22 protein-coding genes and 1 tRNA gene are annotated in these 22,350 nt (G+C 24.2%); 14 read left to right on the top strand and 9 right to left on the bottom strand.

Annotated elements, in window-relative coordinates; all coding sequences use genetic code 11:
• Positions 1–10 precede the first annotated feature (10 nt).
• The 4 genes from H0H63_RS01115 to H0H63_RS01100 all read right to left on the bottom strand — a co-directional run bounded on the left by H0H63_RS01115 (position 11) and on the right by H0H63_RS01100 (position 5,237).
• Positions 11–2,230: a heavy metal translocating P-type ATPase gene (locus H0H63_RS01115; protein ID WP_185858716.1), complete on the bottom strand. Its 2,220-nt coding sequence runs from the start codon at positions 2,228–2,230 to the stop codon at positions 11–13.
• A gap of 18 nt (positions 2,231–2,248) precedes the next feature.
• A complete protein-coding gene (gcvH, locus tag H0H63_RS01110) occupies positions 2,249–2,650 on the bottom strand; it encodes a glycine cleavage system protein GcvH (RefSeq protein ID WP_185858715.1) in 402 nt (133 codons plus the stop codon).
• Between the two features lie 24 nt (positions 2,651–2,674).
• Complete coding sequence (locus H0H63_RS01105) at positions 2,675–3,298, bottom strand: glycoside hydrolase family 73 protein (RefSeq protein WP_238784417.1); 624 nt, start codon at positions 3,296–3,298, stop codon at positions 2,675–2,677.
• Positions 3,299–3,377: 79 nt separating this feature from the next.
• Entirely contained in the window at positions 3,378–5,237 is a 1,860-nt protein-coding gene (locus H0H63_RS01100; RefSeq protein ID WP_185858713.1) for a putative porin, read from the bottom strand.
• Between the two features lie 193 nt (positions 5,238–5,430).
• On the opposite strand from H0H63_RS01100, the gene H0H63_RS01095 reads away from it, so the two are divergent.
• Genes H0H63_RS01095 through trpA form a run of 7 tightly spaced genes read left to right on the top strand, consistent with a single transcriptional unit; the run spans position 5,431 to position 11,806 of the window.
• Positions 5,431–6,840: an anthranilate synthase component I family protein gene (locus H0H63_RS01095; protein WP_185858712.1), complete on the top strand. Its 1,410-nt coding sequence runs from the start codon at positions 5,431–5,433 to the stop codon at positions 6,838–6,840.
• Positions 6,837–7,412: an anthranilate synthase component II gene (locus tag H0H63_RS01090; RefSeq protein WP_185858711.1), complete on the top strand. Its 576-nt coding sequence runs from the start codon at positions 6,837–6,839 to the stop codon at positions 7,410–7,412. Before H0H63_RS01095 ends, H0H63_RS01090 begins: the two co-directional genes overlap by 4 nt.
• Before the next feature lie 7 nt (positions 7,413–7,419).
• On the top strand, positions 7,420–8,421 hold the full coding sequence (gene trpD / locus H0H63_RS01085) for an anthranilate phosphoribosyltransferase (protein WP_185858710.1): 1,002 nt from the start codon (positions 7,420–7,422) through the stop codon (positions 8,419–8,421).
• Complete coding sequence (gene trpC, locus H0H63_RS01080) at positions 8,418–9,221, top strand: indole-3-glycerol phosphate synthase TrpC (RefSeq protein WP_185858709.1); 804 nt, start codon at positions 8,418–8,420, stop codon at positions 9,219–9,221. Before trpD ends, trpC begins: the two co-directional genes overlap by 4 nt.
• Entirely contained in the window at positions 9,218–9,844 is a 627-nt protein-coding gene (gene trpF, locus H0H63_RS01075; protein ID WP_185858708.1) for a phosphoribosylanthranilate isomerase, read from the top strand. Before trpC ends, trpF begins: the two co-directional genes overlap by 4 nt.
• Positions 9,841–11,022, top strand: coding sequence for a tryptophan synthase subunit beta (trpB, locus tag H0H63_RS01070; RefSeq protein WP_185858707.1), 1,182 nt, complete (start codon positions 9,841–9,843; stop codon positions 11,020–11,022). The genes trpF and trpB overlap by 4 nt, the downstream gene beginning before the upstream one ends.
• 4 nt (positions 11,023–11,026) lie before the next feature.
• Positions 11,027–11,806 carry a tryptophan synthase subunit alpha gene (gene trpA, locus H0H63_RS01065; RefSeq protein ID WP_185858794.1) on the top strand — a complete coding sequence of 260 codons (780 nt, stop codon included), beginning with the start codon at positions 11,027–11,029 and terminating at the stop codon, positions 11,804–11,806.
• Here the strand turns inward: trpA and H0H63_RS01060 are convergent.
• The 4 genes from H0H63_RS01060 to H0H63_RS01045 are packed head-to-tail and all read right to left on the bottom strand — an operon-like array spanning position 11,793 to position 15,399.
• A complete protein-coding gene (locus H0H63_RS01060) occupies positions 11,793–12,434 on the bottom strand; it encodes a YggS family pyridoxal phosphate-dependent enzyme (RefSeq protein ID WP_185858706.1) in 642 nt (213 codons plus the stop codon). The two genes, trpA and H0H63_RS01060, sit on opposite strands and share 14 nt — an antisense overlap.
• Positions 12,434–13,498: a 3-phosphoserine/phosphohydroxythreonine transaminase gene (serC, locus tag H0H63_RS01055; RefSeq protein WP_185858793.1), complete on the bottom strand. Its 1,065-nt coding sequence runs from the start codon at positions 13,496–13,498 to the stop codon at positions 12,434–12,436. Before serC ends, H0H63_RS01060 begins: the two co-directional genes overlap by 1 nt.
• A gap of 58 nt (positions 13,499–13,556) precedes the next feature.
• Positions 13,557–14,888, bottom strand: a complete 1,332-nt coding sequence (tilS, locus tag H0H63_RS01050) for a tRNA lysidine(34) synthetase TilS (RefSeq protein WP_185858705.1) — start codon at positions 14,886–14,888, stop codon at positions 13,557–13,559.
• A complete protein-coding gene (locus H0H63_RS01045; RefSeq protein WP_185858704.1) occupies positions 14,878–15,399 on the bottom strand; it encodes a shikimate kinase in 522 nt (173 codons plus the stop codon). The genes tilS and H0H63_RS01045 overlap by 11 nt, the downstream gene beginning before the upstream one ends.
• Before the next feature lie 111 nt (positions 15,400–15,510).
• Between H0H63_RS01045 and H0H63_RS01040 the strand changes: the two genes are divergently transcribed.
• A tRNA-Lys gene (locus H0H63_RS01040) sits at positions 15,511–15,583 on the top strand.
• Positions 15,584–15,612: 29 nt separating this feature from the next.
• Here H0H63_RS01040 and H0H63_RS01035 read toward each other — a convergent pair.
• The gene (locus H0H63_RS01035; protein ID WP_185858703.1) at positions 15,613–16,371 is read right to left on the bottom strand and encodes an exodeoxyribonuclease III; all 759 of its coding nucleotides are present in this window, start codon (positions 16,369–16,371) and stop codon (positions 15,613–15,615) included.
• Positions 16,372–16,535: 164 nt separating this feature from the next.
• Here H0H63_RS01035 and hisG point away from each other — a divergent pair, with 164 nt between their 5' ends.
• The 6 genes from hisG to hisA are packed head-to-tail and all read left to right on the top strand — an operon-like array spanning position 16,536 to position 22,347.
• Positions 16,536–17,393, top strand: a complete 858-nt coding sequence (gene hisG / locus H0H63_RS01030) for an ATP phosphoribosyltransferase (RefSeq protein WP_185858702.1) — start codon at positions 16,536–16,538, stop codon at positions 17,391–17,393.
• Positions 17,394–17,403: 10 nt separating this feature from the next.
• On the top strand, positions 17,404–18,681 hold the full coding sequence (hisD, locus tag H0H63_RS01025) for a histidinol dehydrogenase (protein ID WP_394798815.1): 1,278 nt from the start codon (positions 17,404–17,406) through the stop codon (positions 18,679–18,681).
• 17 nt (positions 18,682–18,698) lie between these two features.
• A complete protein-coding gene (gene hisC, locus H0H63_RS01020) occupies positions 18,699–19,805 on the top strand; it encodes a histidinol-phosphate transaminase (protein ID WP_185858701.1) in 1,107 nt (368 codons plus the stop codon).
• Between the two features lie 7 nt (positions 19,806–19,812).
• Complete coding sequence (hisB, locus tag H0H63_RS01015; RefSeq protein WP_185858700.1) at positions 19,813–20,979, top strand: bifunctional histidinol-phosphatase/imidazoleglycerol-phosphate dehydratase HisB; 1,167 nt, start codon at positions 19,813–19,815, stop codon at positions 20,977–20,979.
• A gap of 17 nt (positions 20,980–20,996) precedes the next feature.
• Positions 20,997–21,590 (top strand): imidazole glycerol phosphate synthase subunit HisH, encoded by a 594-nt coding sequence (gene hisH / locus H0H63_RS01010; RefSeq protein WP_185858699.1) that lies wholly within the window; start codon positions 20,997–20,999, stop codon positions 21,588–21,590.
• A 31-nt stretch (positions 21,591–21,621) separates the two neighbouring features.
• On the top strand, positions 21,622–22,347 hold the full coding sequence (hisA, locus tag H0H63_RS01005) for a 1-(5-phosphoribosyl)-5-[(5-phosphoribosylamino)methylideneamino]imidazole-4-carboxamide isomerase (protein ID WP_185858791.1): 726 nt from the start codon (positions 21,622–21,624) through the stop codon (positions 22,345–22,347).
• The last annotated feature ends 3 nt before the right edge of the window (positions 22,348–22,350 follow it).

Raw genomic sequence — 22,350 nt, 5'->3', positions numbered from 1 at the left:
TTTTTATCAACTAAAATATTAATCTTCGTGAAATTATCCAAGTAGATATAAGAGAAAAAAAAATAACGGATAAAGAACTTAAAGGCATGAGAATAGCGGCTATAAAAGGTCTCAAATTTCCTGTAATAGCAAATAAAATTCCTATACTATTGTAAAATAAACTTATCATAAAATTGATAATTACTAATATTGTAGATACCCTAGATATTTTCAAAAATAAAACAATTTTATTCAAATAATCGGACTGTAATAAAGCATCACAGCTAGGAAAAAAACTAGTTGTTTTTTCAGATACAGCAATTCCTACTTCACTTTGATTTAATGCTGCACAATCATTAATTCCATCTCCAAACATCATAATTGATTCTCCATTTTTTTGTAATTTTTTAACATAATTTAATTTATCTTCTGGACTTTGACTAAAAAAAACCTTGCTATTTTTTGGTAAAATAGATTTTAAATATTTTTTTTCTAATTCATTTTTATCTCCAGAAAGAATAATTATTTTATACTTTTTTAAGTATTGAAACATTTTTTTTATCCCTTTCCGATAATAATTACGAAATAAAAAATATCCCATAATTCTATTATTTATAGAAATATAAACTGTAGTTTTATTTCTTGTTGTTGGAATATCTAAATATTCTGTAGATCCAACTTTTACCAATACATTTTTTACTACTCCTTCTACCCCTTTTCCTATTACTTCCTTAAAATTTTTTATAGAATAAAAACTATTCACAGATAATTCTGATAATATTTTTTGACTTAAAGGATGACTAGAGTTTTTCAAAAGAGAAGCTATTATTTTTTTTTCTTCATATTCCATATTTCCTACGAAATATATTTTCTCTTTATTCGGATCAGTGATAGTTCCCGTTTTATCAAAAATTAAAGTTTTTATGTAAGAAATTTTTTCCATTGTAAAAATATCTTTTACATAAAAACCTTTTTTCGAAAAAAATCGTATCATATTTCCAAATACTAATGGGGTAGAAAGAATTAAAGCACAAGGACAAGTAATAATTAAAACGGAAAAAGTAGTCTGAAATATTTTTGGAATATCATTCATTAAATACCAATATATTCCAGTGATTATAGAAATAAATAAAATGGTAGGAGTGAAATATTGACTGAATTTAGTAGATATAGAATTTAAATAATTTTTATGAATCAATTGATTAGATTTATTTTTATTCCACAATAAACTTAAATAACTATGATCTATTTCTTTAATTATCTTCAAATAGATAGCTTCTCCTCTTTGTTTAGAACCAGCATAAATACGTTCTCCTATCCTTTTATAAACTAAATGGGATTCTCCTGTAATAAAACTATTATCTAATAAAGCATTTCCTTTTATTAAAATTGAATCTGCAGGAACAATTTCTTCATTTCTAATTAAAATTAAATCCCCTTTTTTCAAAGAAGAAAGTAAAATTTTTTCTTCTTTTTGATTATTTTTTGGTTGTACTTTCGTTATAAAAATTGGATAAAAAGATTGATAATTTCTATCAAAAGAAAAAATTTGATAATGAGTATAATTTTGTAAAATTTTGCTGATAAGTAAAAATAAGGAAAAACTAGAAAGACTATCAAAATAACCAAATCCTAAATCAAAAAATACTTCATAACAACTCCATAAAAAAAGAACTAATATTCCAATAGAAATAGGAACATCTATATTGATCACATTTTTTTTTAATCCTAAAAAAGCATTTTTTATATGATCGAAAAAAGAAAAAAAAACTACTGGTAAAGATAAAATTACCATGATAAAACGAAAAAAATTTCTATGCTCTAAAAACCATATATCCTCCTCATAAGCTCCAACATATTCCGGAATAGCTAAAAGCATAATATTTCCAAAACAAAAAAAAGAAATAGCCAATTTTGCTATCAATTTTCTATCAAACAAATTTTTTTTTCTATTTCCTATAGAATCAAAATTAATATCAGGTTTATACCCCATATTATCAAGTAATTTTGCTAAATCACTTAGTTTTAATCTAGTATTATTGTATGTGATCCATATTTGTTTACTTGAAAAATCAACAGTAGATTCTAGAATGTTTTGATGAAACTTAGATAAACTTTCCAAAATAAAAATACAAGAACTACAATGAATAGAAGGAATGAAAAAACGAACAATTGTAATATTTTTATGATTAAAATCAATTATTTTTTCTGAAATTTTTTCATCATCAAGAAAATCATAAAATTCATTCATACATTTATTTATAAAACTCTATTTTATTATATACTTTTTGTATTCTTCTATAGACATCAACTGGTTATATTCTTGTAAATTTAAAATTTCTATTTGGATCATCCATCCTTCATTATAAGGTTTTTGATTTATTAATTCGGGTTGAGATAATAATCCTTGATTAATTTCAAAAATAGAACCTGAAACAGGCATAAATAAATCTGAAACAGTTTTTACTGCTTCTATTGTACCGAATAGAGATCCTTTTTTTATTTTTTTACCTATAATAGATTTTTCTATATCTAAGTAAACAATGTCTCCTAACTCATTTTGAGCAAAATGAGTAATTCCAACATAAGCTTTTTTATTCTCTTTATCTCTTTTGGATTTTAATCCAATCCATTCATGATTTTCACTGTATCTCAAACAATTAGGATTCATATGCATTATTTTTTGTTTTTTAAATTAAGAATCATTTATTTTTTTCTTAATTAAAAGGTAAATTTTATAAAAAAACCATATTTTTCTTATGAAAAAAGAATCATACTTTTTATTTCTTTTATTAATAAAAGTTAAGTATGAATCGATTCTTTTATCGATATCATGATCCCTATCTTCATCAAACTTCCATAAATAATATTTTTCTATTTGATGAATTAATAAATTTGAGTACTTTGAGGAAGTAGCATATCCCGCTTTTTGTAATTCTATAGCCCAGGCTTTATAATCATTCTTTTTTAACAAAAATAATTTAGAATAACGTGGTTTTTTCAAAAATTTAGAATGATCTATAAACGAATCTTTTACTGTGTTATATTTACGAAAACATTCTTTTGAAGAATCATCATCATGATAATAAGATTCTCCCGTCCAATTTATTCCACATTTAATTCCAAAATGATTATTAGTAGCTTTTGATAAAGAACTATTTCCAATAGAAGATTCTAACAAACCTTGTCCTAGTTTAATACTAGCTGGTATTCCAAATTTTTCCATTTCTTCAATAGCAAAAACAGCGTATTTTTTAATGTATTTTATCATATTTTCTATTTCTTCTGAATTTTCTGAAAAAGAATAAGATGAATACATAAAAAATAACAAAAAAAAATAAAAAATATTTCTCATTTATAATTTAACTTTATTAATAAAATTACGTTTTTCATCGAAATCAAGTAAAAAGATTCCACAATAATCCCATTTTTATAAGAAAGTCATTATCCTTTTTTGAAAGATTACCTACGTTTTTTAATTCAAAATACAATATAGTTCTATATATTTTAAAGTTCAAGAAATAATTGAATAAAAAATCTCCTCCAATTTGATTGGGAATACATTCTTTTTCTGATGAAAATATATGTAAATCAAATGGATATATAATATCTTGATGATAAAAATTACTAAAATAGTGAACGGAAAAACCGGTTTGCATAGATAAAGATTTATTAAAATAATTATCCTTAAAATAGATTGTATTTCTTGATAAAAAATTGGGAATAGAAAAAATAAATGTATCTGAATTATATTTTTGATATAAAAAAATATTGTGTAATTGAAATTTCCAATATTCATGTATAGTTTTCAATTTTAATTTATATAATTGAATATTCTTATGATAAAAAAAATCTTCTATTTTTTCTTTTTCATCATTATCTTTAAATGAATATTCAGATACAGAAAAAGACATATGATAATTTTTATCATAAAAAAAAGAAAAATCAATTGTTTTTTCTTGATTAAAAAGAAGTGTATTTATTCGTTTATTATTATAACAATCTTTATTTTTTTTTAAAATATAAAGGGAAATAATATCAGTATTGGTCATATTTTTAGCAATTATAAACTGAGTTAACAATCGACTTTTTGGAAATAAAAAAATATTTTTTAACATTATATTACCATGTATATAAAAAATAGGGCCTGTTAATAATGTTAAATGATGATCATGATCTATTATCCATTTTGCATTTGAATGAAATTCAAAAATATCGTTAATCGGATAATTTATTTTGGTTTCTATAGAAAAATTTTTTATATTTTTATTTTTAGGAACTATTCTCATATTATATTCATTGATAAAAAATAATTGATAATTTATTGTATCTAAAATACCTCCAATTTCCATATTAAATTTTTTTCTAAAAAAAATTAGAAATAAACCATTTCTAGAATGGAAATGATGAATTATATTATTTTGATAAGATAAAATACGATCTTTATGATATTTATCATATTCTATATAAGTTTTTAAAGAAAAAAATTTATCTTTATCTCGTTCAAAAATTTTTTGAACAAAATTTATATAGAATCTTTGATAAGTGAATTGATTTTTATCAAAAAAAATAGTATTATTAATATTCCATTTTACAATTTTTTCTTTTTCTTTGAAAGAAAACTTTTGAAAAATATAATGACCCCATAGTTTATAACGATCATTATTATGATCTTGATAATTAAAAGTAGTAATAAATAAATTTTTACTTTTATCAAAAAAAGGACTATATCTAATAGAATAGATATTTCTATATTCTATGGAATAATTGGTTTCTTCATTTGGACTTTGAGAAAAAAAAACTTCTAGCATTTTTTCTTTAAAAGAATCTTGAAAAGAATAATTTTTTGCATATAAAATTTCTGAAGTAGGAGTTTTAACATCAAAATATTGAATTTTTTCACGTGATAAAAAATAATCTTCAAAAAAAAGCATTTTTCGTGGATTACTAAAATAAATATTTTCATTATTTTTCCTATTAGGAATTAACAACTCTTTTCCATTTTTATAATAAAATGATCCAAAATCATCTTTTTTAAAGAAATTATGAGAATAATATTTATTGATAGAAAAAGATTTTGTATCTAATAATATCTTATTAAAATTTTTTTCTTCAGTCCAAAATTTATAATCTTCATCAATAGGATGATAAATTTCTATATCTTCTTTTTTATCAATTTTTAAATCCATAATTTTTTGTTTTATAGAATGATCCATAGGAGATAAAAAAAATAAAAAAGTAAAAATGATTATTTTCATATAATTGAACTATAAATTGCACTATTTATAATTAACATCCATAGATGTCAAAAATTTATATATATTTGTATGGAATTAAGTGTCATTTTTTAATTTTAAAAGTAAATGGTATTCTAATTAATTTAAGACATCTATTTTTATTAAGGCTCGTCTTTATGACAGTCTTTTTCATCATGTAAAAATACCATAAATCATGTTTAAATTTAATTTTAGAACTATTCAGAAAAAAATTTTAGCTGATAGTACTACCCCAATAGAATTATATTTAAAACTAAGAGATATTTTTCCAAATACTTTATTATTAGAATCTTATAATTGTCAATTATCAAAAAGTCATTCTTCTATTCTTTGCATCAATCCAATTTCGGAATTAATTCTAGATAATAATGTCTTACGAATATCATACCCAAACTGTATTCATAAACACATATTTATAAACGATAAATTAGATATACAAACATTTATCGAGGATTTTTTTAAAAAGTTTAAAAGTGTAAATACTTCTGTTTCTTATTCTGGATTATATGGGTATATCTCTTATGATAGTATTCAATATTTTGAAAATATTCAATTTTATGCTTCTATAAAAGATATCTATAACATTCCACAAATACGATTTGGATTTTATAAAAATTTAATTGTATTTCATCATTTTTATCATGAAATATATTTAATTGAACATCAATTTTCTGATTTTGATAAAAAAACCTATATAGACCAGTTAATAGAATTAGTAAAAAAGAAAAATTTTTCTTCTTTTCCATTTCAATCCATTGGAAATCGTTCTTCAAATGTTACTGATACAGAATACAAAAAAATGGTGGCTCAAGGAATAAAAGCTTGTTTCCGTGGAGATGTTTTTCAGATAGTATTATCTAGACAATTTCAACAAAAATTCAAGGGAGATGAATTTAACGTATATAGGGCTTTACGATTTATCAATCCTTCTCCTTATCTTTTTTATTTTGATTATGGAAATTATAAATTATTTGGTTCTTCTCCAGAATCGCAATTAATCATTAATAAACAAAAAGCTTATATCAACCCTATAGCAGGAACTATACGAAGATCTGGGTCAGAATATAAAGATAAAAAATTATCTGAATCTCTTTCTAAAGATCCAAAAGAAAATGCAGAACACGTCATGTTAGTAGATTTAGCAAGAAATGACCTAAGTAAAAATTCTTCCAATGTACAAGTAGAAGTATTTAAAGAAATACAATTTTTTTCTCATGTATTACACATGGTGTCTAAAGTATCTGGTAAATTAGAAGATAATATATCAAATATTAAAGTATTCGGAGATACTTTTCCTGCAGGAACACTTTCTGGAGCTCCAAAATATAAAGCTATGGAGTTAATAGATAAAATAGAAAATCAACATAGAGGAGTTTATGGAGGAGCTATTGGTTTTTTTGGTTTGAATAATTCTTGCATTAATACCGCTATAATCATTCGTTCTTTTGTAAGTAAAAATAACTCTCTTTTTTTACAAGCTGGTGCAGGTATTGTTTCTAATTCTAAAGAAGAAAAAGAATTAGAGGAAGTAAATAATAAGCTGATGGCTTTATTTAAGGCTATCGAATTAGCTAGAAATATATGAAAAAAATACTGATTTTGGATAATTATGATTCTTTTACCTATAACCTTGTTCATGTTGTAAAAACATTAACAAACAATCCTATACAAGTATATAGAAATAACGAAATAAAATTATCAGATATAGAAAAATATAACAAGATTATTCTTTCTCCAGGTCCTGGAATACCTGATGAAGCCCATATTTTAAAGCCTTTAGTAAAAACTTTTGCCTCTACTAAGAGTATTTTTGGAGTTTGTTTAGGACAACAAGCTATAGGTGAAGTGTTTGGAGCGACTCTTCTAAATACAAAAGAAGTTTATCATGGAATTTCTAGTTTGATAAAAATCGTAGATCCAAAAGAAATTCTTTTTAAAAAATTACCTAGAGAAATAAAAGTTGGACGCTATCATTCTTGGATTATATCCCCACATAATTTTCCTAAAGAACTTAAAATAACAGCTATTGGAGATAAAGGAGAAATAATGGCTTTACGTCATAAATCGTATGATGTACGTGGAGTACAATTCCATCCAGAATCTATTTTAACTCCATATGGGGAAAAAATTATAGATAATTGGTTGAAAAACAAATAAATAATTTATGAATAAAGCATTAGAAAATCTTTTTTTAGAAAGAACACTCACTCAACAAGAGGCTAAAAATCTTTTTATAGAATTATCAAAAGGAAAAATAAATCAAACACAAACCATCGCTCTCACTTCTATATATAATATGAGATCTCCTACTTTAGAAGAAATAGGAGGTTTTAGGCAAGCAATGATGGAATTATGCATCAAAATAAATTTTACAGAATTTAATGCAATTGATATTGTAGGAACAGGTGGAGATAAAAAAAATACTTTTAATATTTCTACTTTAGCATGTTTCATAGTAGCAGGAGCTGGAGAAAAAGTAATTAAACATGGTAGTTTTAGTTCTTCTTCTATAACCGGATCTTCTAATATATTAAAAGGATTAGGATATAATTTTACAAATAAAGAAGAAAATTTAAAAAATCAGTTAGATAAAGTGGGAATCTGTTATTTACATGCACCTATGTTTCATCCAATGTTAAATATTGTATATAAAGCAAGAAAAGAATTAGGAATTAAAACTATTTTTAATACACTTGGTCCTTTACTTAATCCAGGAAATCCCAAAAATCAATTATTAGGAGTAAATAATTTAGAATTAGCAAGAATATATTATTATATGTATCAAAATACAAAAAATAATTATGCTATTGTACATAGTTTAGATGGATATGACGAAATAACGTTAACTAGTGATATAAAGTGTTATACTCCAAAAGGAGAAACATTATACTCTATAGATGAATTAATAGACATAGGATTAAATAAAATTAAAGTAAATCCTAATGAATTAAAAGGAGGAAAAAATACGGAAGAAAATATTCGTATATTTATTAGCGTTTTATCTGGAGAAGGAACTTTATATCAAAATGAAGTTGTTTTAACAAACGCCACCTTTGCCTTGAGTTTATTAAATAAAGATAGTCTTGAAAATAATTATGATAAAGCAAAATACTCTTTGAAAAGTGGAAAAGCTAAGAATATTCTAAAAAAGTTATTAAGTTTATGAATATTCTTGATAAAATCCTGTCTGAAAAAGAAAAAGAAATATCCAATAATAAAATTATTTGTCCTATAAAAAAATTGGAAAATAGTCTATTTTTTAATAGAAAAACTTTTTCTTTAGTTGAAAAAATAAAAAATAGTAAAATTGGAATCATTGCAGAATTTAAGTCAGGATCTCCATCTAAAGGAATTATCAATAATACAATTTCGGTAGAAAAAGTAGTTTCAGGTTATGAATCTGCAGAAGTTAGCGGAATATCTATTCTTACAGATCATCGTTTTTTTTATGGAAAAAATGAAAATATAAAAAAATCTCGTTCTATTGTTTCTATTCCTATATTAAGAAAAGATTTCATTATTGATGAATATCAAATTATAGAATCTAAATCTATAGGAGCTGATGTAATTTTACTAATTGCAGGAATTCTTTCTAAGATGAAAATAAAAAATTTCTCAAAACTTGCAAAAGAGTTAGGATTAGAAGTGATATTGGAGATACATAATGAATTTGATATAGATAAAATAACAGAAAATTTAGATATTATAGGAATTAATAATAGAAACTTACAAAATTTCATTGTAGATCATAATACTAGTTTGAATCTATATTCAAAAATTCCTGGCAATTATATAAAAATAGCAGAAAGTGGAATTAATAATATAAATGTTATTTTAAAATTGATTAAAATAGGGGTTCAAGGTTTTTTAATTGGAGAATATTTCATGAAAGGGAAACATCCTGGAATAATTTGTAAATATTTTATGAAATTATTATTAAAAAGAATAAATGGGATCAGTTCATGATAAAGAAATCATTAAAAATAAAAATATGTGGAATGAAATATCATATATTAAAAATTTCTGATCTAAATCCTGATTTTATCGGATTTATATTTTATTCTTATTCTCCAAGATTTGTAGGTTCAAACTTTATTATTCCAAAATTAAAAAAAGAAATATTTAAAACCGGTGTTTTTGTAAATGAATCGAAAAAAAATATTTTAGAAATAAGTAAAAAAAATAAATTAGATTTTATTCAATTACATGGAATAGAAAGTCCTATTTTTTGTGAAAAATTATTCAAAAAAGGATTAAAATTGATCAAATGTTTTAGAATAAATTCTTTTTTTTCTTTTCAAGAAGTTACAGATTATATTCCTTTCTGTACTTATTTTTTGTTTGATAATCATACCATTCACTATGGTGGTAGTGGTAAAAAATTCTGTTGGAAAAAACTTTATGAATATAATTTAGATATTCCATTTTTTCTAAGTGGAGGAATTGGGATAAACGATTTATGTAAGATTATAAATTTTTCACATCCAAAAATGTATGGGATAGATGTTAATAGTCAGTTCGAAATTAGTCCAGGAAAAAAAAAATATGATTCTTTAAAAACCTTTATAAAAAAAATAAGAAATCTATGAAATATTTCGTTGATGAAAATGGATATTATGGAGAATTTGGAGGAGCATTTATTCCTGAAATGTTGCATAACAATATAAAAGAATTACAATGTAAATATAAAGAAGTCCTTACAAGTTTTGAATTTAAAAAATTATACAAAAAAATATTAAAAAATTATGTAGGAAGACCAACTCCTTTATTTTTTTGTAAAAAATATTCAGAAAAATATAAAACTAAAATTTATATTAAAAGAGAAGATCTTAATCATACTGGTTCCCATAAAATTAATAATACGATAGGTCAAACACTATTGGCCCTAAAATTAGGTAAGAAAAAAATTATTGCCGAAACAGGTGCTGGACAACATGGAGTAGCAACAGCTACTACTTGTGCATTAATGAACCTAGAATGTATTGTTTTCATGGGAGAAGTAGATATGAAACGTCAACATACAAATGTTCTAAGAATAAAATCCCTTGGATCAAAAGTAATTCCAGTTATAAGTGGAGAAAAAACACTTAAAGATGCAGTTAACGAAGCTATCCGTTACTGGATAATCCATCCAGAAAGTTATTATTTAATAGGATCTACTGTAGGACCACACCCTTATCCTCAAATGGTAGCGGATATTCAATCTGTAATTAGTGAAGAAATAAAAATACAATTGAAAGAACAAGAAGGAGTTAGTTTTCCTAACTATATGATCTCTTGTATAGGAGGAGGAAGTAATGCAGCTGGATCTTTTTATCACTTTTTGGATAATAAATATGTAAATCTTATAGCAGTAGAAGCTTCTGGATTAGGAATAAGAACAAAAAAAACAGCTGCTGCTATTCATTGTGGATCAAAAGGGATTTTACATGGAAGTATGACTATCCTTTTACAGGATAAAGATGGACAAGTGATTCCGGCACATTCTATATCTGCTGGATTAGATTATCCAGGAATAGGACCTATGTTTGCTAATCTTTTCGTCAAAAAACGTGTAAAGTTTTTACATGCAACAGATAAAGAAGCTTTAAAAGCAGGATATGAATTAATTAGATTAGAAGGAATAATACCTGCTTTAGAAAGTGCCCATGCTTTAGCTGCGTTAAAAAAAATACCATTTGAAAAAAATGATATAGTTATTTTGACTTTATCTGGAAGAGGGGATAAAGATATGAATGTTTATGATAAGTTTTTTACTAAATTTTAAAATGATGAACCAAATCCATGATTTATTAAAAATTAAAAAAAATATATTATGCATTTATTTTACAGCTGGCTATCCTAATACAGAGGATACGTTAAAAATAATAAAAATATTACAAGACCTACATCTTGTAGATTTAATAGAAATAGGGATCCCTTATTCTGATCCTTTAGCAGATGGAGTGATAATTCAAAAAAGTAATCAAATTTCATTAGGTAAAGGAATGAATATTCCTTTATTATTTTCTCAACTTGAAAAAGTTAAAAAAAAAATAAAAATTCCTATTATTCTTATGGGATATTATAATCAATTTTATCAGTTTGGAGAAGAAAAATTTTTAAATAAATGTGAAAAATCAGGTGTTTCTGGATTAATTTTTCCAGATCTTCCTGTTCATATATTTGTAGATAAATATCGTCATTTGTTTAAAAAACATTTATTATCTATGATTTTTTTAGTAACTCCTCAAACAAATTCATCTAGAATCCAATTTTTAAGTCAGATTTCCGATGGATTTTTATATTTAGTTTCTTCCAATTCTATAACAGGAGAAGTGGAACCTTTTGGTAGGAAACAAATATCTTTTTTTGAACGTGTACAAGAATTATCTATAAATATTCCAAAATTAATTGGATTTGGAATAAAAGATAGAAAAACTTTTGAATTATCATGTAAATATGCAAATGGAGGAATTATTGGAAGTGCTTTTATTCAATCATTGAATGAAAATAAATTAGAAGAAAGCATAATAAAATATATAAAATCTATCTACCCTAACCAAAAATAGAAGACCCTAATCTAACCATTGTGCTACCATATTTTATTGCTATGAGATAATCTCTACTCATTCCCATAGAAAGTACATGATGACCGTATTTTTTTTTATATTCTTGATATATATTTCGTAAATATAAAAATTCGTTCTGTACTTTTGATAGTTCTTGGAAAGAAGCCATCCCCATTATTCCTATTATTTTTATATTTCTCATTAACTGATAAGTTTCGTCTTTTAATATATCATAAGCTTCTTGATTACTTATTCCTGACTTACTTTTTTCATCACATATTTTTATTTGTAAAAGACAATTAACTATTCTATTATATTTTAAAGCCAAATTATTTATGATTTTAATTTGTTTTATTTTTTGAACACTATGAATCAAATAAATAAAAGGAACAATATATTTTAATTTATTCCTTTGAATTTGTCCAATCATATGCCATCGAATATCTTTTGGTAATTTTTGATATTTTACCACCATTTCCTGAACATAATTTTCTCCAAAATCTCTATGTCCTATTTGATATAATTTTTTTATGGAAGTAATATCTTGATTTTTAGAAACTACTAAAATTTTTATATTTTTTGGAATTAATTTTTTTACTGTAAAAAATCTATTTTCTATGGAACTCATTATGAAAATTTTTTTTCAAATTCTTTCATGATTTCAATTAAAAATTGAACACTTTCTAATGGAAGAGCATTATATATACTTGCTCTATATCCGCCTACAAATCGATGTCCATCCAATCCTACAATATTTTCTTTTTTCCACATTTTATTAAATTCTTTTTCTAGATTTTTTTTCTTTAAAAAAAAAGAAACATTCATTTTAGATCGATCTTCTTTATCTATTTTATTCTCAAATAAATTACTCTTATCTATTTCATCATATAATAATTTAGTTTTATACTTATTTTCTTTTTCTAAAATAGAAAGACCTCCTTTATTTTTTATCCATTCTAAAGTTAGCATAGAAGTATAAATAGAAAATACATTTGGAGTATTTAATATACTATTATTCTGTACATGAATTTGATAATCCATATAAGTAGGAACCTCTCTTTTAATTCTTCCTAAAATATCTTTTTTTACGATTACAATAGTCATTCCTGCAGAACTCACATTTTTTTGTGCAGATGCATAGATTAAACTAAACTGTGAAAAATCTATTTTTCTACTAAGAATGTCGGATGACATATCACAGACTATTGGAACAGTAGTTTTAGGAAACTTATTCATTTGTGTTCCAACAATCGTATTATTAGATGTACAGTGAAAATAATCTACATTATATGGGATTTGATAATTTTTTGATATACATGTATAGTTTTTTTTTCTTCCGGAAAACAAGATATTTACTTTACCAAATTTTTTTGCTTCTTTAATAGCGTTATGAGCCCAAAATCCTGTATCTAAATAAGCTGCTTCTTGATTCATTAAATTATATGGGACCATTGCAAACTGTAGGGTAGCTCCTCCTTGAAGGAATAAAATAGCATAATCATCATTTAAATTCATAATATATTTTACCAAATGAGTAGTTTTTTCGATGATTTCTAAAAAATCTAAACTTCTATGAGAAATTTCAAGTAAAGATAATCCAGATTTATTAAGATTAATTATAGATTGAGCTGATTTTATAACAACTTCTTTTGGTAAAATAGATGGACCTGCATTGAAATTATGTATTTTCATCATATAAATAGAAAAACTAATTCTTTTCAAAATTAAAAAAAATACTAATTGAACTCAATTATATTATTTTTATACCTAATATTTTTTTCGTATTTTCTGTAATCTTAAATCTATCATCTAAACGGTTTTTTATAACCAAAATAATATATCCATTTCCATTAATTAATAACCATGTCTGTTCTTTTTCTAAAAGAGAAAATTTTTTTTCTTTATAATATTTACTTAATTTTTTTGTTCCTTTCATTTTCAACGGGACAAAAAAATCTCCTTTTCTCCATGTTCTCATAGATAACGGAAACTTAATTTTATCAAAATCTATAAGGAACATTTCCTTTTTATTTTTTCTTTCTGGATTCAGAAAAAATTTCATATTAATGGGTAAATATGTTTGATCTAAATCTTTTAAATTTGGAATCATATAGATTTTATCTTTATTTTTTAATAAAGATTCATTAGAAATTAAAATCCAATTATCTCTATTTTTAATGATACGATATCTCTTTGATAGAAGTTGTTTTCCAGATTGAGCATAAATAAGATCTTTTAAATTATTCATATTATTAAATCCATATGAATAAAATAATCTAAATAAATAAAAAGATAAAGGATGTAATTTTTCTATTTTTTTACATTTTATTTTCCAAAAAAACGGATTATACTTTTTTTCTATTGTAATTTTTTGAGAAATTTCTTTTATTCTTTCTTCTATTAAAAGATTTTCATCATGAAGATGATCCATAGTTTTTTTTAATCCATTATAAAAAAAAGATGAAAAAGAAGAAAATTTAAATAAAATAAAACGAATTTTATTTCTTAAATACTTCATATTTTTATTGCTACTATCAGATCTCCATTGAATATTCATTATTTTTGCATAATGTAAAATTTCTTTTTTAGTAAAATTATGAAGAGGACGAATAAATTTTCCATTTTTTTGTGGGATTCCCAATAAACCCTTAATTCCAGTTCCCCTAAAAATATTTATAAAAAAAGTCTCAATTGAATCATCAAAATGATGTCCTAATACTATATATTTATATAAATTAGTTTTTAACAATTCTATAAACCAGTCGTATCTAAGTTTTCTAGCCGCCATTTGTATGGATAAATTATTTTTTTTAGAAAAATATAAAGTATTAAATCTTTTTACATGACATACAATATTTTTTTTTACACAAAAATTTCTTATAAAAATTTCATCTTCAATAGATTCTTGATTTCTTAATTTAAAATTACAATGCGCTACTTCTAATTCAATAGAAGGAATCTTAAGTAACAAATGAGTAAGTACCATACTGTCTAATCCTCCACTTAAAGCAACGCATATTTTTGTTTTTTTATTAAACGAAAAATACTCTCTAATTTTTTTCAAAAAAATATCATGAATCATAATTCATAGAATCAATAAGTTCTCGAACTATATCATTTTTAGATTTCATCCCAATATCTATCTTTTTATGAGATTTTTCATAAAAATATGTTCTTTTAGATAAATGTTTCATAATAAATCTAAATAATTCATATTTAGATAAATGAGAAATTAATGGTCTTGTACTTTTCTCTAAAAATAATCTTTTAAATAAAATATAACTATTCGCTTTTAAATAAAATGTTAGTGAATACTTATTTAACAAATCAATATTATTATAAAAACAAGGGGTCCCTCCACCTACAGATAAAACGTATTTATTTTTATTTTTTAAAAATTTTTTTAGCATAGTATGCTCTATTTTTCTAAAATAGAATTCTCCTTTTTTATGAAAAAGATTATAAATCGAGTCTTTTTTTCTTTCAGAAAGAATATCATCTAAATCATAAAAATACAAATTCAATTTTTTAGATAAAATTTTTCCTATAGAAGTTTTTCCACTTCCCATATATCCTATTAAAGTGATTTTCATAAAAACATATAAAAATTAGTATATTTGCTTCAATGGTATTATTATGGTATTGTAAATGGACTATCAATGAAAAAATTAAGTAACTAACTATAAATATTTTTAAGGAAATAAGACCTGATAGCTCAGCTGGTAGAGCATTACACTTTTAATGTAAGGGTCCTGGGTTCGAATCCCAGTCAGGTCATATAAATTTCTAGAACTAAAGGACAATGATCAGATTTCTAGAACTACAGGACAATGATCAGAATATTTTACATCTGGTAAAAGATAGGATTTTTTTATCTTCTTTTTTAAAGAATTACTTACCATAGCATAATCAATTCTCCATCCTCTATTATTTTTTCTAGCATTATAACGGTAACTCCACCAACTATAATGATTCCCTTCTTTTATAAAATTTCTAAAACTATCTATAAACCCTAAATCTAAAAAATGTGTCATCCACTTTCTTTCTTCTGGTAAAAACCCTGAAGTTTCTTTGTTTTTAATAGGATCATAAATATCTATTTCTCGATGACAAATGTTGTAATCTCCACAAATAATGAGATTATTAAATTTATTTTTTATTTTTTTTATATGTGAAAAAAATTCTTTCATAAAAAAAAATTTAAATCCTAATCTTTTTTTTATATTATTTCCTGAAGGAAGATAAAGACTAATTATAGATATTTTTTTTAGATCTATACGTAAAACTCTTCCTTCTATATCAATAGAATTCAAACCTATTCCATATTCTACATGAATAGGTTTTTTTTTACACAAGATTCCTACCCCACTATATCCTTTTCTATTGGAAGGAAACCAATAATGATTATATCCTAATTGATCAAAAATATTAGTATTTATCTGTTCTTGAAAAGCTTTTATTTCTTGCAAACATAAAATATCTGGATTGTTCATCTTTATCCAATCAAACAACCCTTTATTTATTCCAGATCTAATTCCATTTATATTGTAGCTAATAATTTTCATTATATATATTTTTATTTATTAAAGTCATACATATGACATAGAATTACATATATTATAATTATAAAATATTCAAAATAGTTATTATATTTGCCATAATACTTTAATTAATTTAATCTACATAAAAGCTTACTCTTGTAAGCTTTTATTATTTCTTCCATTCTATTATGGATAAACTTAAAATAGCTATTCAAAAATCAGGTCGTCTTTATGAAGACTCTATTAAGTTGCTAAAAGATTGCAGCATCGAAATTAATATTGGTATAGATAAATTAAAAACAACGGCTCTTAATTTTCCTCTAGAAATACTTTTTCTAAGAGATGATGATATTCCTCAATATTTAGAAGATGGAGTGGCTGATATAGGAATTGTCGGAAAAAATGTTCTTTTAGAAAAAAGAAAAAAAATAAGAATAAAAGAAACTTTAGGATTCGGAAAATGTAGACTTTCTATAGCGGTTCCTAAATCTAGGATTTATCATGATATCAACGATTTAGACGGAAAACGTATTGCTACAAGTTATCCTTTTTTAGTGCAAGAATTTTTCAAAAAAAGATATATAAAAGCGGAAATTCATGAGATATCTGGAGCAGTAGAAATTGCTCCTGGAATAGGGTTAGCTGATTGTATTTGCGATTTAGTAAGTAGTGGATCAACTCTTTTTATGAATGGATTAAAAGAAGTAGAAACAGTTCTTCAATCGGAAGCTGTTTTAGCCTCTCACCTACATCTAGGTTCTCCACAAAATATTATAATGGATAAACTATTATTTAGAATAAGAGCGGTGAAAAAAGCTAAAAATAATAAATATATTCTTTTAAACGTACCCAATGAACGATTAGAAAAAATAATATCTTATCTTCCAGGAATTAAAAGTCCAGTTATTCTTCCTCTAGCTAATTCAGAATGTAGTTCCGTACATTCTGTTGTTAATGAGAACGATTTTTGGGGAATAATAGAAAACTTAAAAGCACTTGGGGCACAAGATATATTAGTTCTTCCCATAGAAAAAATTATACTGTAAATAAATAGATATGATTCAAGTATATCTTTATCCTAAAAAATGGAAAAATATTATCAGATCCTATAAAGATTCATCTTATTTAATAAATTCAGTTGTTCCTATAGTGAATCATGTAAAAAGTTATGGAGATATAGCTATCAAAACTTATACAAGAAAATATGATCATGTTGATATAAAAGAAATTCAAGTCACAGAAAACGATTTTCAAAAAGCAAATATGCAAGTTTCAAACAGATTAAAAAAATCTATAGAAATAGCATATGAAAATATAAAATCTTTTCATCAAAATCAAATATATAAAGAATCCAAAATAGAAACTTCTACAGGAGTTATTTGTTGGAGAAAAAGAATTCCAATAGAAAAAGTGGGGTTCTATATACCTGGAGGATCCGCTCCTTTATTATCTACTGTATTAATGTTAGGAACACCGGGAAAATTAGCAGGATGTAAAAATATCATTTTATGTAGTCCTCCGAATAAAAATGGAGAAATTCATCCCTCTATTTTATATACAGCTAAATATATTGGTATTACACGTATATATAAAGTAGGAGGGGCTCAAGCAATTTCTGCTATGGCTTATGGAACAGAAAGTATTCCTTCTGTATACAAAATATTTGGTCCAGGTAATTCTTATGTAACAAAAGCAAAACAAATTGTATCCCAAAGAGGAATAGTATCTATAGATATGCCGGCAGGTCCTTCAGAAATAGTAATCATGGCTGATGATAGTGCAAAACCAGAATATGTTGCTTCTGATTTATTATCTCAATCTGAACATGATCCAGATAGTTATATACTTTTGGTTACTATTAATCATCAGTCTTGGTTAGAAAAGGTAAAAGAAGAATTAAAAAAACAATTTTTGTTCTTTTCAAAAAAAGAAGCAATCATTAAGAAATCTTTGAAAAATAGTAAGATAATTGTTCTTTCTTCTTTAGAAGAATGTATAGATTTAATCAATGAAGTAGCACCAGAACATCTTATTATTAATTGTAATAATGCCTCTAATTGGGGAGAAAAAGTAATTAATGCAGGATCTGTATTTTTGGGAAATTATGCTCCAGTAAGTGCTGGTGATTATGCTACTGGAACTAATCATGTTCTTCCTACATATGGATATGCTAAATCTTATAGTGGAGTATCTGTAGACAGTTTTATTAAAAAAATGACTTTCCAAAAGATATCTAAAAAAGGATTGAAAAATTTATCGGAATGTATAAATGTTTTATCTTCTGAAGAAGGATTAATAGCGCATAAAAAATCTATTGATATTCGTTTATCATAAATAAATAATGTAAATTCATGAAGAATAATTATTCGAATTATAATTTCGATTTGAGGTCATTAATTAGGAAAAATATTCTAAGTATAGAACCTTATATATCAGCTAGATCCGAACATAATAAAGAAAAAAATTCCATTTTTTTAGATGCTAATGAAAATTCTTTTGGGCCTCCATTATCTTTTTTAAATTCTTACCATAGATATCCGGATCCTATACAAAAAGAATTAAAGAAAAAAATATCAGAATTAAAAAATGTTTCCACTTCCAATATTTTTTTGGGAAATGGAAGTGATGAAATTATTGATTTAATTTATCGTATTTTTTCTATACCAGGAATAGATAATGCAATTATTTTTCCTCCTACCTATGGTATGTATGAAGTTAGTGGAAAAATACATGGAGTAGATATTGTTAAAATAACCCTAACAGAAGAGGAATACCAATTAAACTTGGATAAAATTAAAAAAATTGTTAATCATCATAGTAAAATTATATTCATTTGTTCTCCAAATAATCCTACAGGAAATGATATAAAAAGAAAAGATATTGAACATATTATAAGAATATTTTCAGGAATTATTGTTTTAGATGAGGCCTATATAGATTTTTCATATCAAAAATCTTTTTCTATCGATATTTGTAAATATCCTAATTTAATTATTTTACAAACACTTTCTAAATCTTGGGGGTTAGCTGGACTAAGAATAGGAATTGCTATTGCTTCAAAAGAGATTATAAGTTGGATGAACAAAATAAAACATCCATATAATATAAGTTATCTTTCTCAAGAAATAGCTATAAAAGCTCTTGAAAATAAAGACTTATTTTTTTATCATTTGAAAAATATTTTTTCAGAAAGAAAATATATGGAAAAATCTTTACAAAAAATTTCCATTATAGAAAAAGTATATCCTAGTTCTGCAAATTTTTTACTAGTGAAAATCAATTTTTCTTCAAAAAATCTTTATAAGTATCTAATGGAAAAAAATGTTTTTGTTAGAGATCGTTCAAAAATTGTTTTATGTAATCATTGTTTAAGAATTACAATAGGGAATCATGAAGAAAATGAGTATTTGATAAATAAAATTAAAAAATACTCTACTAAAACTACATTCAAAAAATAAAAATGTAATGAAAAAAATATTGTTTCTTGATAGAGATGGGACTATTATTCGAGAGAATCCTCCTACTTATCAGATTGATTCTATTGAAAAAATAATTTTTTATCCAAAAGTTATATTCTTTTTATCCAAAATAGTACAAGAATTAGATTATGATTTAGTTATGGTAACCAATCAAGATGGTTTGGGTACAAATCAATATCCAGAAGAAATATTTTGGCCTATACATAATCATATATTAAATATTTTACGAACAGAAGGAATTCATTTTTCCTCTATTTATATAGATAAAACTTATCCTGATGAAAAATCTTTGACTAGAAAACCTGGAATAGGGATGCTGAATAGTTATTTAAAATCTGATTTATATGATATTTCCAAATCTTTTGTTATTGGAGATAGAATTACAGACGTTTTATTAGCTAAAAATTTAGGATGTAAATCTATATGGTTCAAAGAAGTCCATTATTGTAAAAACATAACTCAAGAAGAAAAAAATTATTATTCCAATATTAATAAAATAGATTTAGAAACAATTATTTCTTTAAAAACCGATAGTTGGAAGGAAATTTATGAATATTTATCATTGATTTCAAATGAAAAATATGTATATCAACGTATTACATTAGAAACAGATATTAAAATCTCTGTTTTTCTTTATGGAAAAGGAATATCAAATATACAAACGGGACTTGGATTTTTTGATCATCTTCTTCAACAATTGGCTTTTCATAGTTCTATAGATATCAATATTAAAATAAAAGGAGATCTTAATGTAGATGAACATCATTCTATAGAAGATACTGGAATTTCTTTAGGAAAAACTTTTGATAAAATTTTAGGAAATAAAAAAGGAATAGAACGTTATGGTTTTTATATTATTCCTATGGATGAAAGTTTAGCTACGGTAGCATTAGATTTTGGAGGAAGAAGTAAATTACTTTGGAAAGTAAAATTTTATAGAGAAAAAATAGGAAAAGTTCCTACAGAAATGTTCTATCATTTTTTTAGGTCTTTTTCTTTATATGCAAAATGTAATTTATATATTCATGCTATAGGAAAAAATGAACATCATAAAATAGAGGCTATCTTTAAATGCTTTGCAAGAGCTATAAAAATGGCCATAAAAAAAAATATTTTTGATCATAAAATACCGAGTTCTAAAGGACTATTATAAAAAATATTTGAATAATTATGAAAACAATTATTATAATAAAATATCCTGCAGGAAATGTACAGTCAGTTCTTTTTTCTTTAGAAAGAATAGGAGTACAAGCTGTAGTAACAGATTCTAAAAAATCTATTCAAAATGCAGAAAAAGTGATTTTGCCTGGAGTAGGAGAGGCTCATTGTGCTATGAAATATTTAAAAGAAAAAAAATTAGATATACTTTTATCTGAACTAGAACAACCTGTATTAGGAATTTGCTTGGGAATGCAATTACTTTGTAAATATTCAGAAGAAAGAGGCACAACTTGTATAGGAATTTTTGATTTATTAGTTAAAAAATTTCAATCTGATAAGAAAAATGATAAAATCCCTCAAATAGGGTGGAATACTATTCATAAATTGAAAGGACCTTTATTTAAAGATATACCAGATGGTAGTTATCAATATTTTGTTCACAGTTATTATGCTCCTTTAGGAAGATATACTATAGCAAAAACAGAATATATAGTTTCTTATAGTGCTGCATTACAAAAAGATAATTTTTATGCTGTACAATTTCATCCAGAAAAATCTTCTTATGTAGGACATAAAATATTAGAAAATTTTATTCGATTATAATAATAAATAATTTTTTTATAATATATAAATGATGGATATTATAGTAGCTATAGATTTGATTGATGGTAAATGTGTTCGGTTAATACAAGGGGATTTTAAAAGAAAGAAAGTATATAATAATAATCCTATTGAATTTGCTTTATTACTAGAAAGTTATGGAATAACTAGATTACATTTAGTAGATTTAGATGGAGCTAGAAAAAGAAGAGTGGTTCATTGGAAAATTTTAGAAAAAATCGCAAAATATACAAATTTAATCATAGATTTTGGAGGAGGAATTCATTCTGATGAAGATATACGTATTGTATTTGAAAATGGAGGACATATGGCTACTGTTGGAAGCGTTGCTGTTAAAAATCCTTTTCTTTTAAAAAAATGGATTCATATTTATGGAAAAGAAAAAATTTTATTAGGAGTAGATGTTAAAAATAATAAAATAGCGACTAATGGATGGACAGAATTTTTTAATATTCCATTTTTTAATTTTATAGAAGAAAAAAATAATGACGGAATAAAAAAAATGTTTTGTACAGATATATCAAAAGATGGAGGACTTTCCGGTCCTTCTTTTTCCTTATATGAAAAAATAATTAAAAAATTTCCAAATATTGAATTTATAGCAAGTGGAGGAATTCGTAATATAGAAGATATAGATAAATTATTAAATATAGGTTGTTGTGGAGTTATTATTGGGAAAGCTATATATGAAAATAAAATATCATTATTAGAATTGAAAAATTGGGACAATAAAGAATAATAA

The organism is Blattabacterium cuenoti (genome assembly GCF_014251655.1).
GTDB lineage: Bacteria > Bacteroidota > Bacteroidia > Flavobacteriales > Blattabacteriaceae > Blattabacterium > Blattabacterium cuenoti_I.
Note: the sequence above shows the minus strand (reverse complement) of the source record. Positions and strands in the feature narration are given on the sequence as shown.

Bases quoted from the DNA above. Each gene is read 5' to 3' on its own strand.
- trpA (WP_185858794.1), top strand. From the start codon at position 11,027: ATGAACCAAATCCATGATTTATTAAAAATTAAAAAAAATATATTATGC.
- hisC (WP_185858701.1), top strand. From the start codon at position 18,699: ATGAAGAATAATTATTCGAATTATAATTTCGATTTGAGGTCATTAATT.
- hisH (WP_185858699.1), top strand. From the start codon at position 20,997: ATGAAAACAATTATTATAATAAAATATCCTGCAGGAAATGTACAGTCA.
- H0H63_RS01035 (WP_185858703.1), bottom strand. From the start codon at position 16,371: ATGAAAATTATTAGCTACAATATAAATGGAATTAGATCTGGAATAAAT.
- tilS (WP_185858705.1), bottom strand. From the start codon at position 14,888: ATGATTCATGATATTTTTTTGAAAAAAATTAGAGAGTATTTTTCGTTT.
- H0H63_RS01090 (WP_185858711.1), top strand. From the start codon at position 6,837: ATGAAAAAAATACTGATTTTGGATAATTATGATTCTTTTACCTATAAC.
- trpF (WP_185858708.1), top strand. From the start codon at position 9,218: ATGATAAAGAAATCATTAAAAATAAAAATATGTGGAATGAAATATCAT.
- serC (WP_185858793.1), bottom strand. From the start codon at position 13,498: ATGAAAATACATAATTTCAATGCAGGTCCATCTATTTTACCAAAAGAA.
- gcvH (WP_185858715.1), bottom strand. From the start codon at position 2,650: ATGAATCCTAATTGTTTGAGATACAGTGAAAATCATGAATGGATTGGA.
- H0H63_RS01105 (WP_238784417.1), bottom strand. From the start codon at position 3,298: ATGTATTCATCTTATTCTTTTTCAGAAAATTCAGAAGAAATAGAAAAT.
- trpC (WP_185858709.1), top strand. From the start codon at position 8,418: ATGAATATTCTTGATAAAATCCTGTCTGAAAAAGAAAAAGAAATATCC.
- hisA (WP_185858791.1), top strand. From the start codon at position 21,622: ATGGATATTATAGTAGCTATAGATTTGATTGATGGTAAATGTGTTCGG.
- H0H63_RS01045 (WP_185858704.1), bottom strand. From the start codon at position 15,399: ATGAAAATCACTTTAATAGGATATATGGGAAGTGGAAAAACTTCTATA.
- hisD (WP_394798815.1), top strand. From the start codon at position 17,404: ATGATTCAAGTATATCTTTATCCTAAAAAATGGAAAAATATTATCAGA.
- H0H63_RS01060 (WP_185858706.1), bottom strand. From the start codon at position 12,434: ATGAGTTCCATAGAAAATAGATTTTTTACAGTAAAAAAATTAATTCCA.
- trpD (WP_185858710.1), top strand. From the start codon at position 7,420: ATGAATAAAGCATTAGAAAATCTTTTTTTAGAAAGAACACTCACTCAA.
- hisB (WP_185858700.1), top strand. From the start codon at position 19,813: ATGAAAAAAATATTGTTTCTTGATAGAGATGGGACTATTATTCGAGAG.
- hisG (WP_185858702.1), top strand. From the start codon at position 16,536: ATGGATAAACTTAAAATAGCTATTCAAAAATCAGGTCGTCTTTATGAA.
- H0H63_RS01095 (WP_185858712.1), top strand. From the start codon at position 5,431: ATGTTTAAATTTAATTTTAGAACTATTCAGAAAAAAATTTTAGCTGAT.
- H0H63_RS01100 (WP_185858713.1), bottom strand. From the start codon at position 5,237: ATGAAAATAATCATTTTTACTTTTTTATTTTTTTTATCTCCTATGGAT.
- H0H63_RS01115 (WP_185858716.1), bottom strand. From the start codon at position 2,230: ATGAATGAATTTTATGATTTTCTTGATGATGAAAAAATTTCAGAAAAA.
- trpB (WP_185858707.1), top strand. From the start codon at position 9,841: ATGAAATATTTCGTTGATGAAAATGGATATTATGGAGAATTTGGAGGA.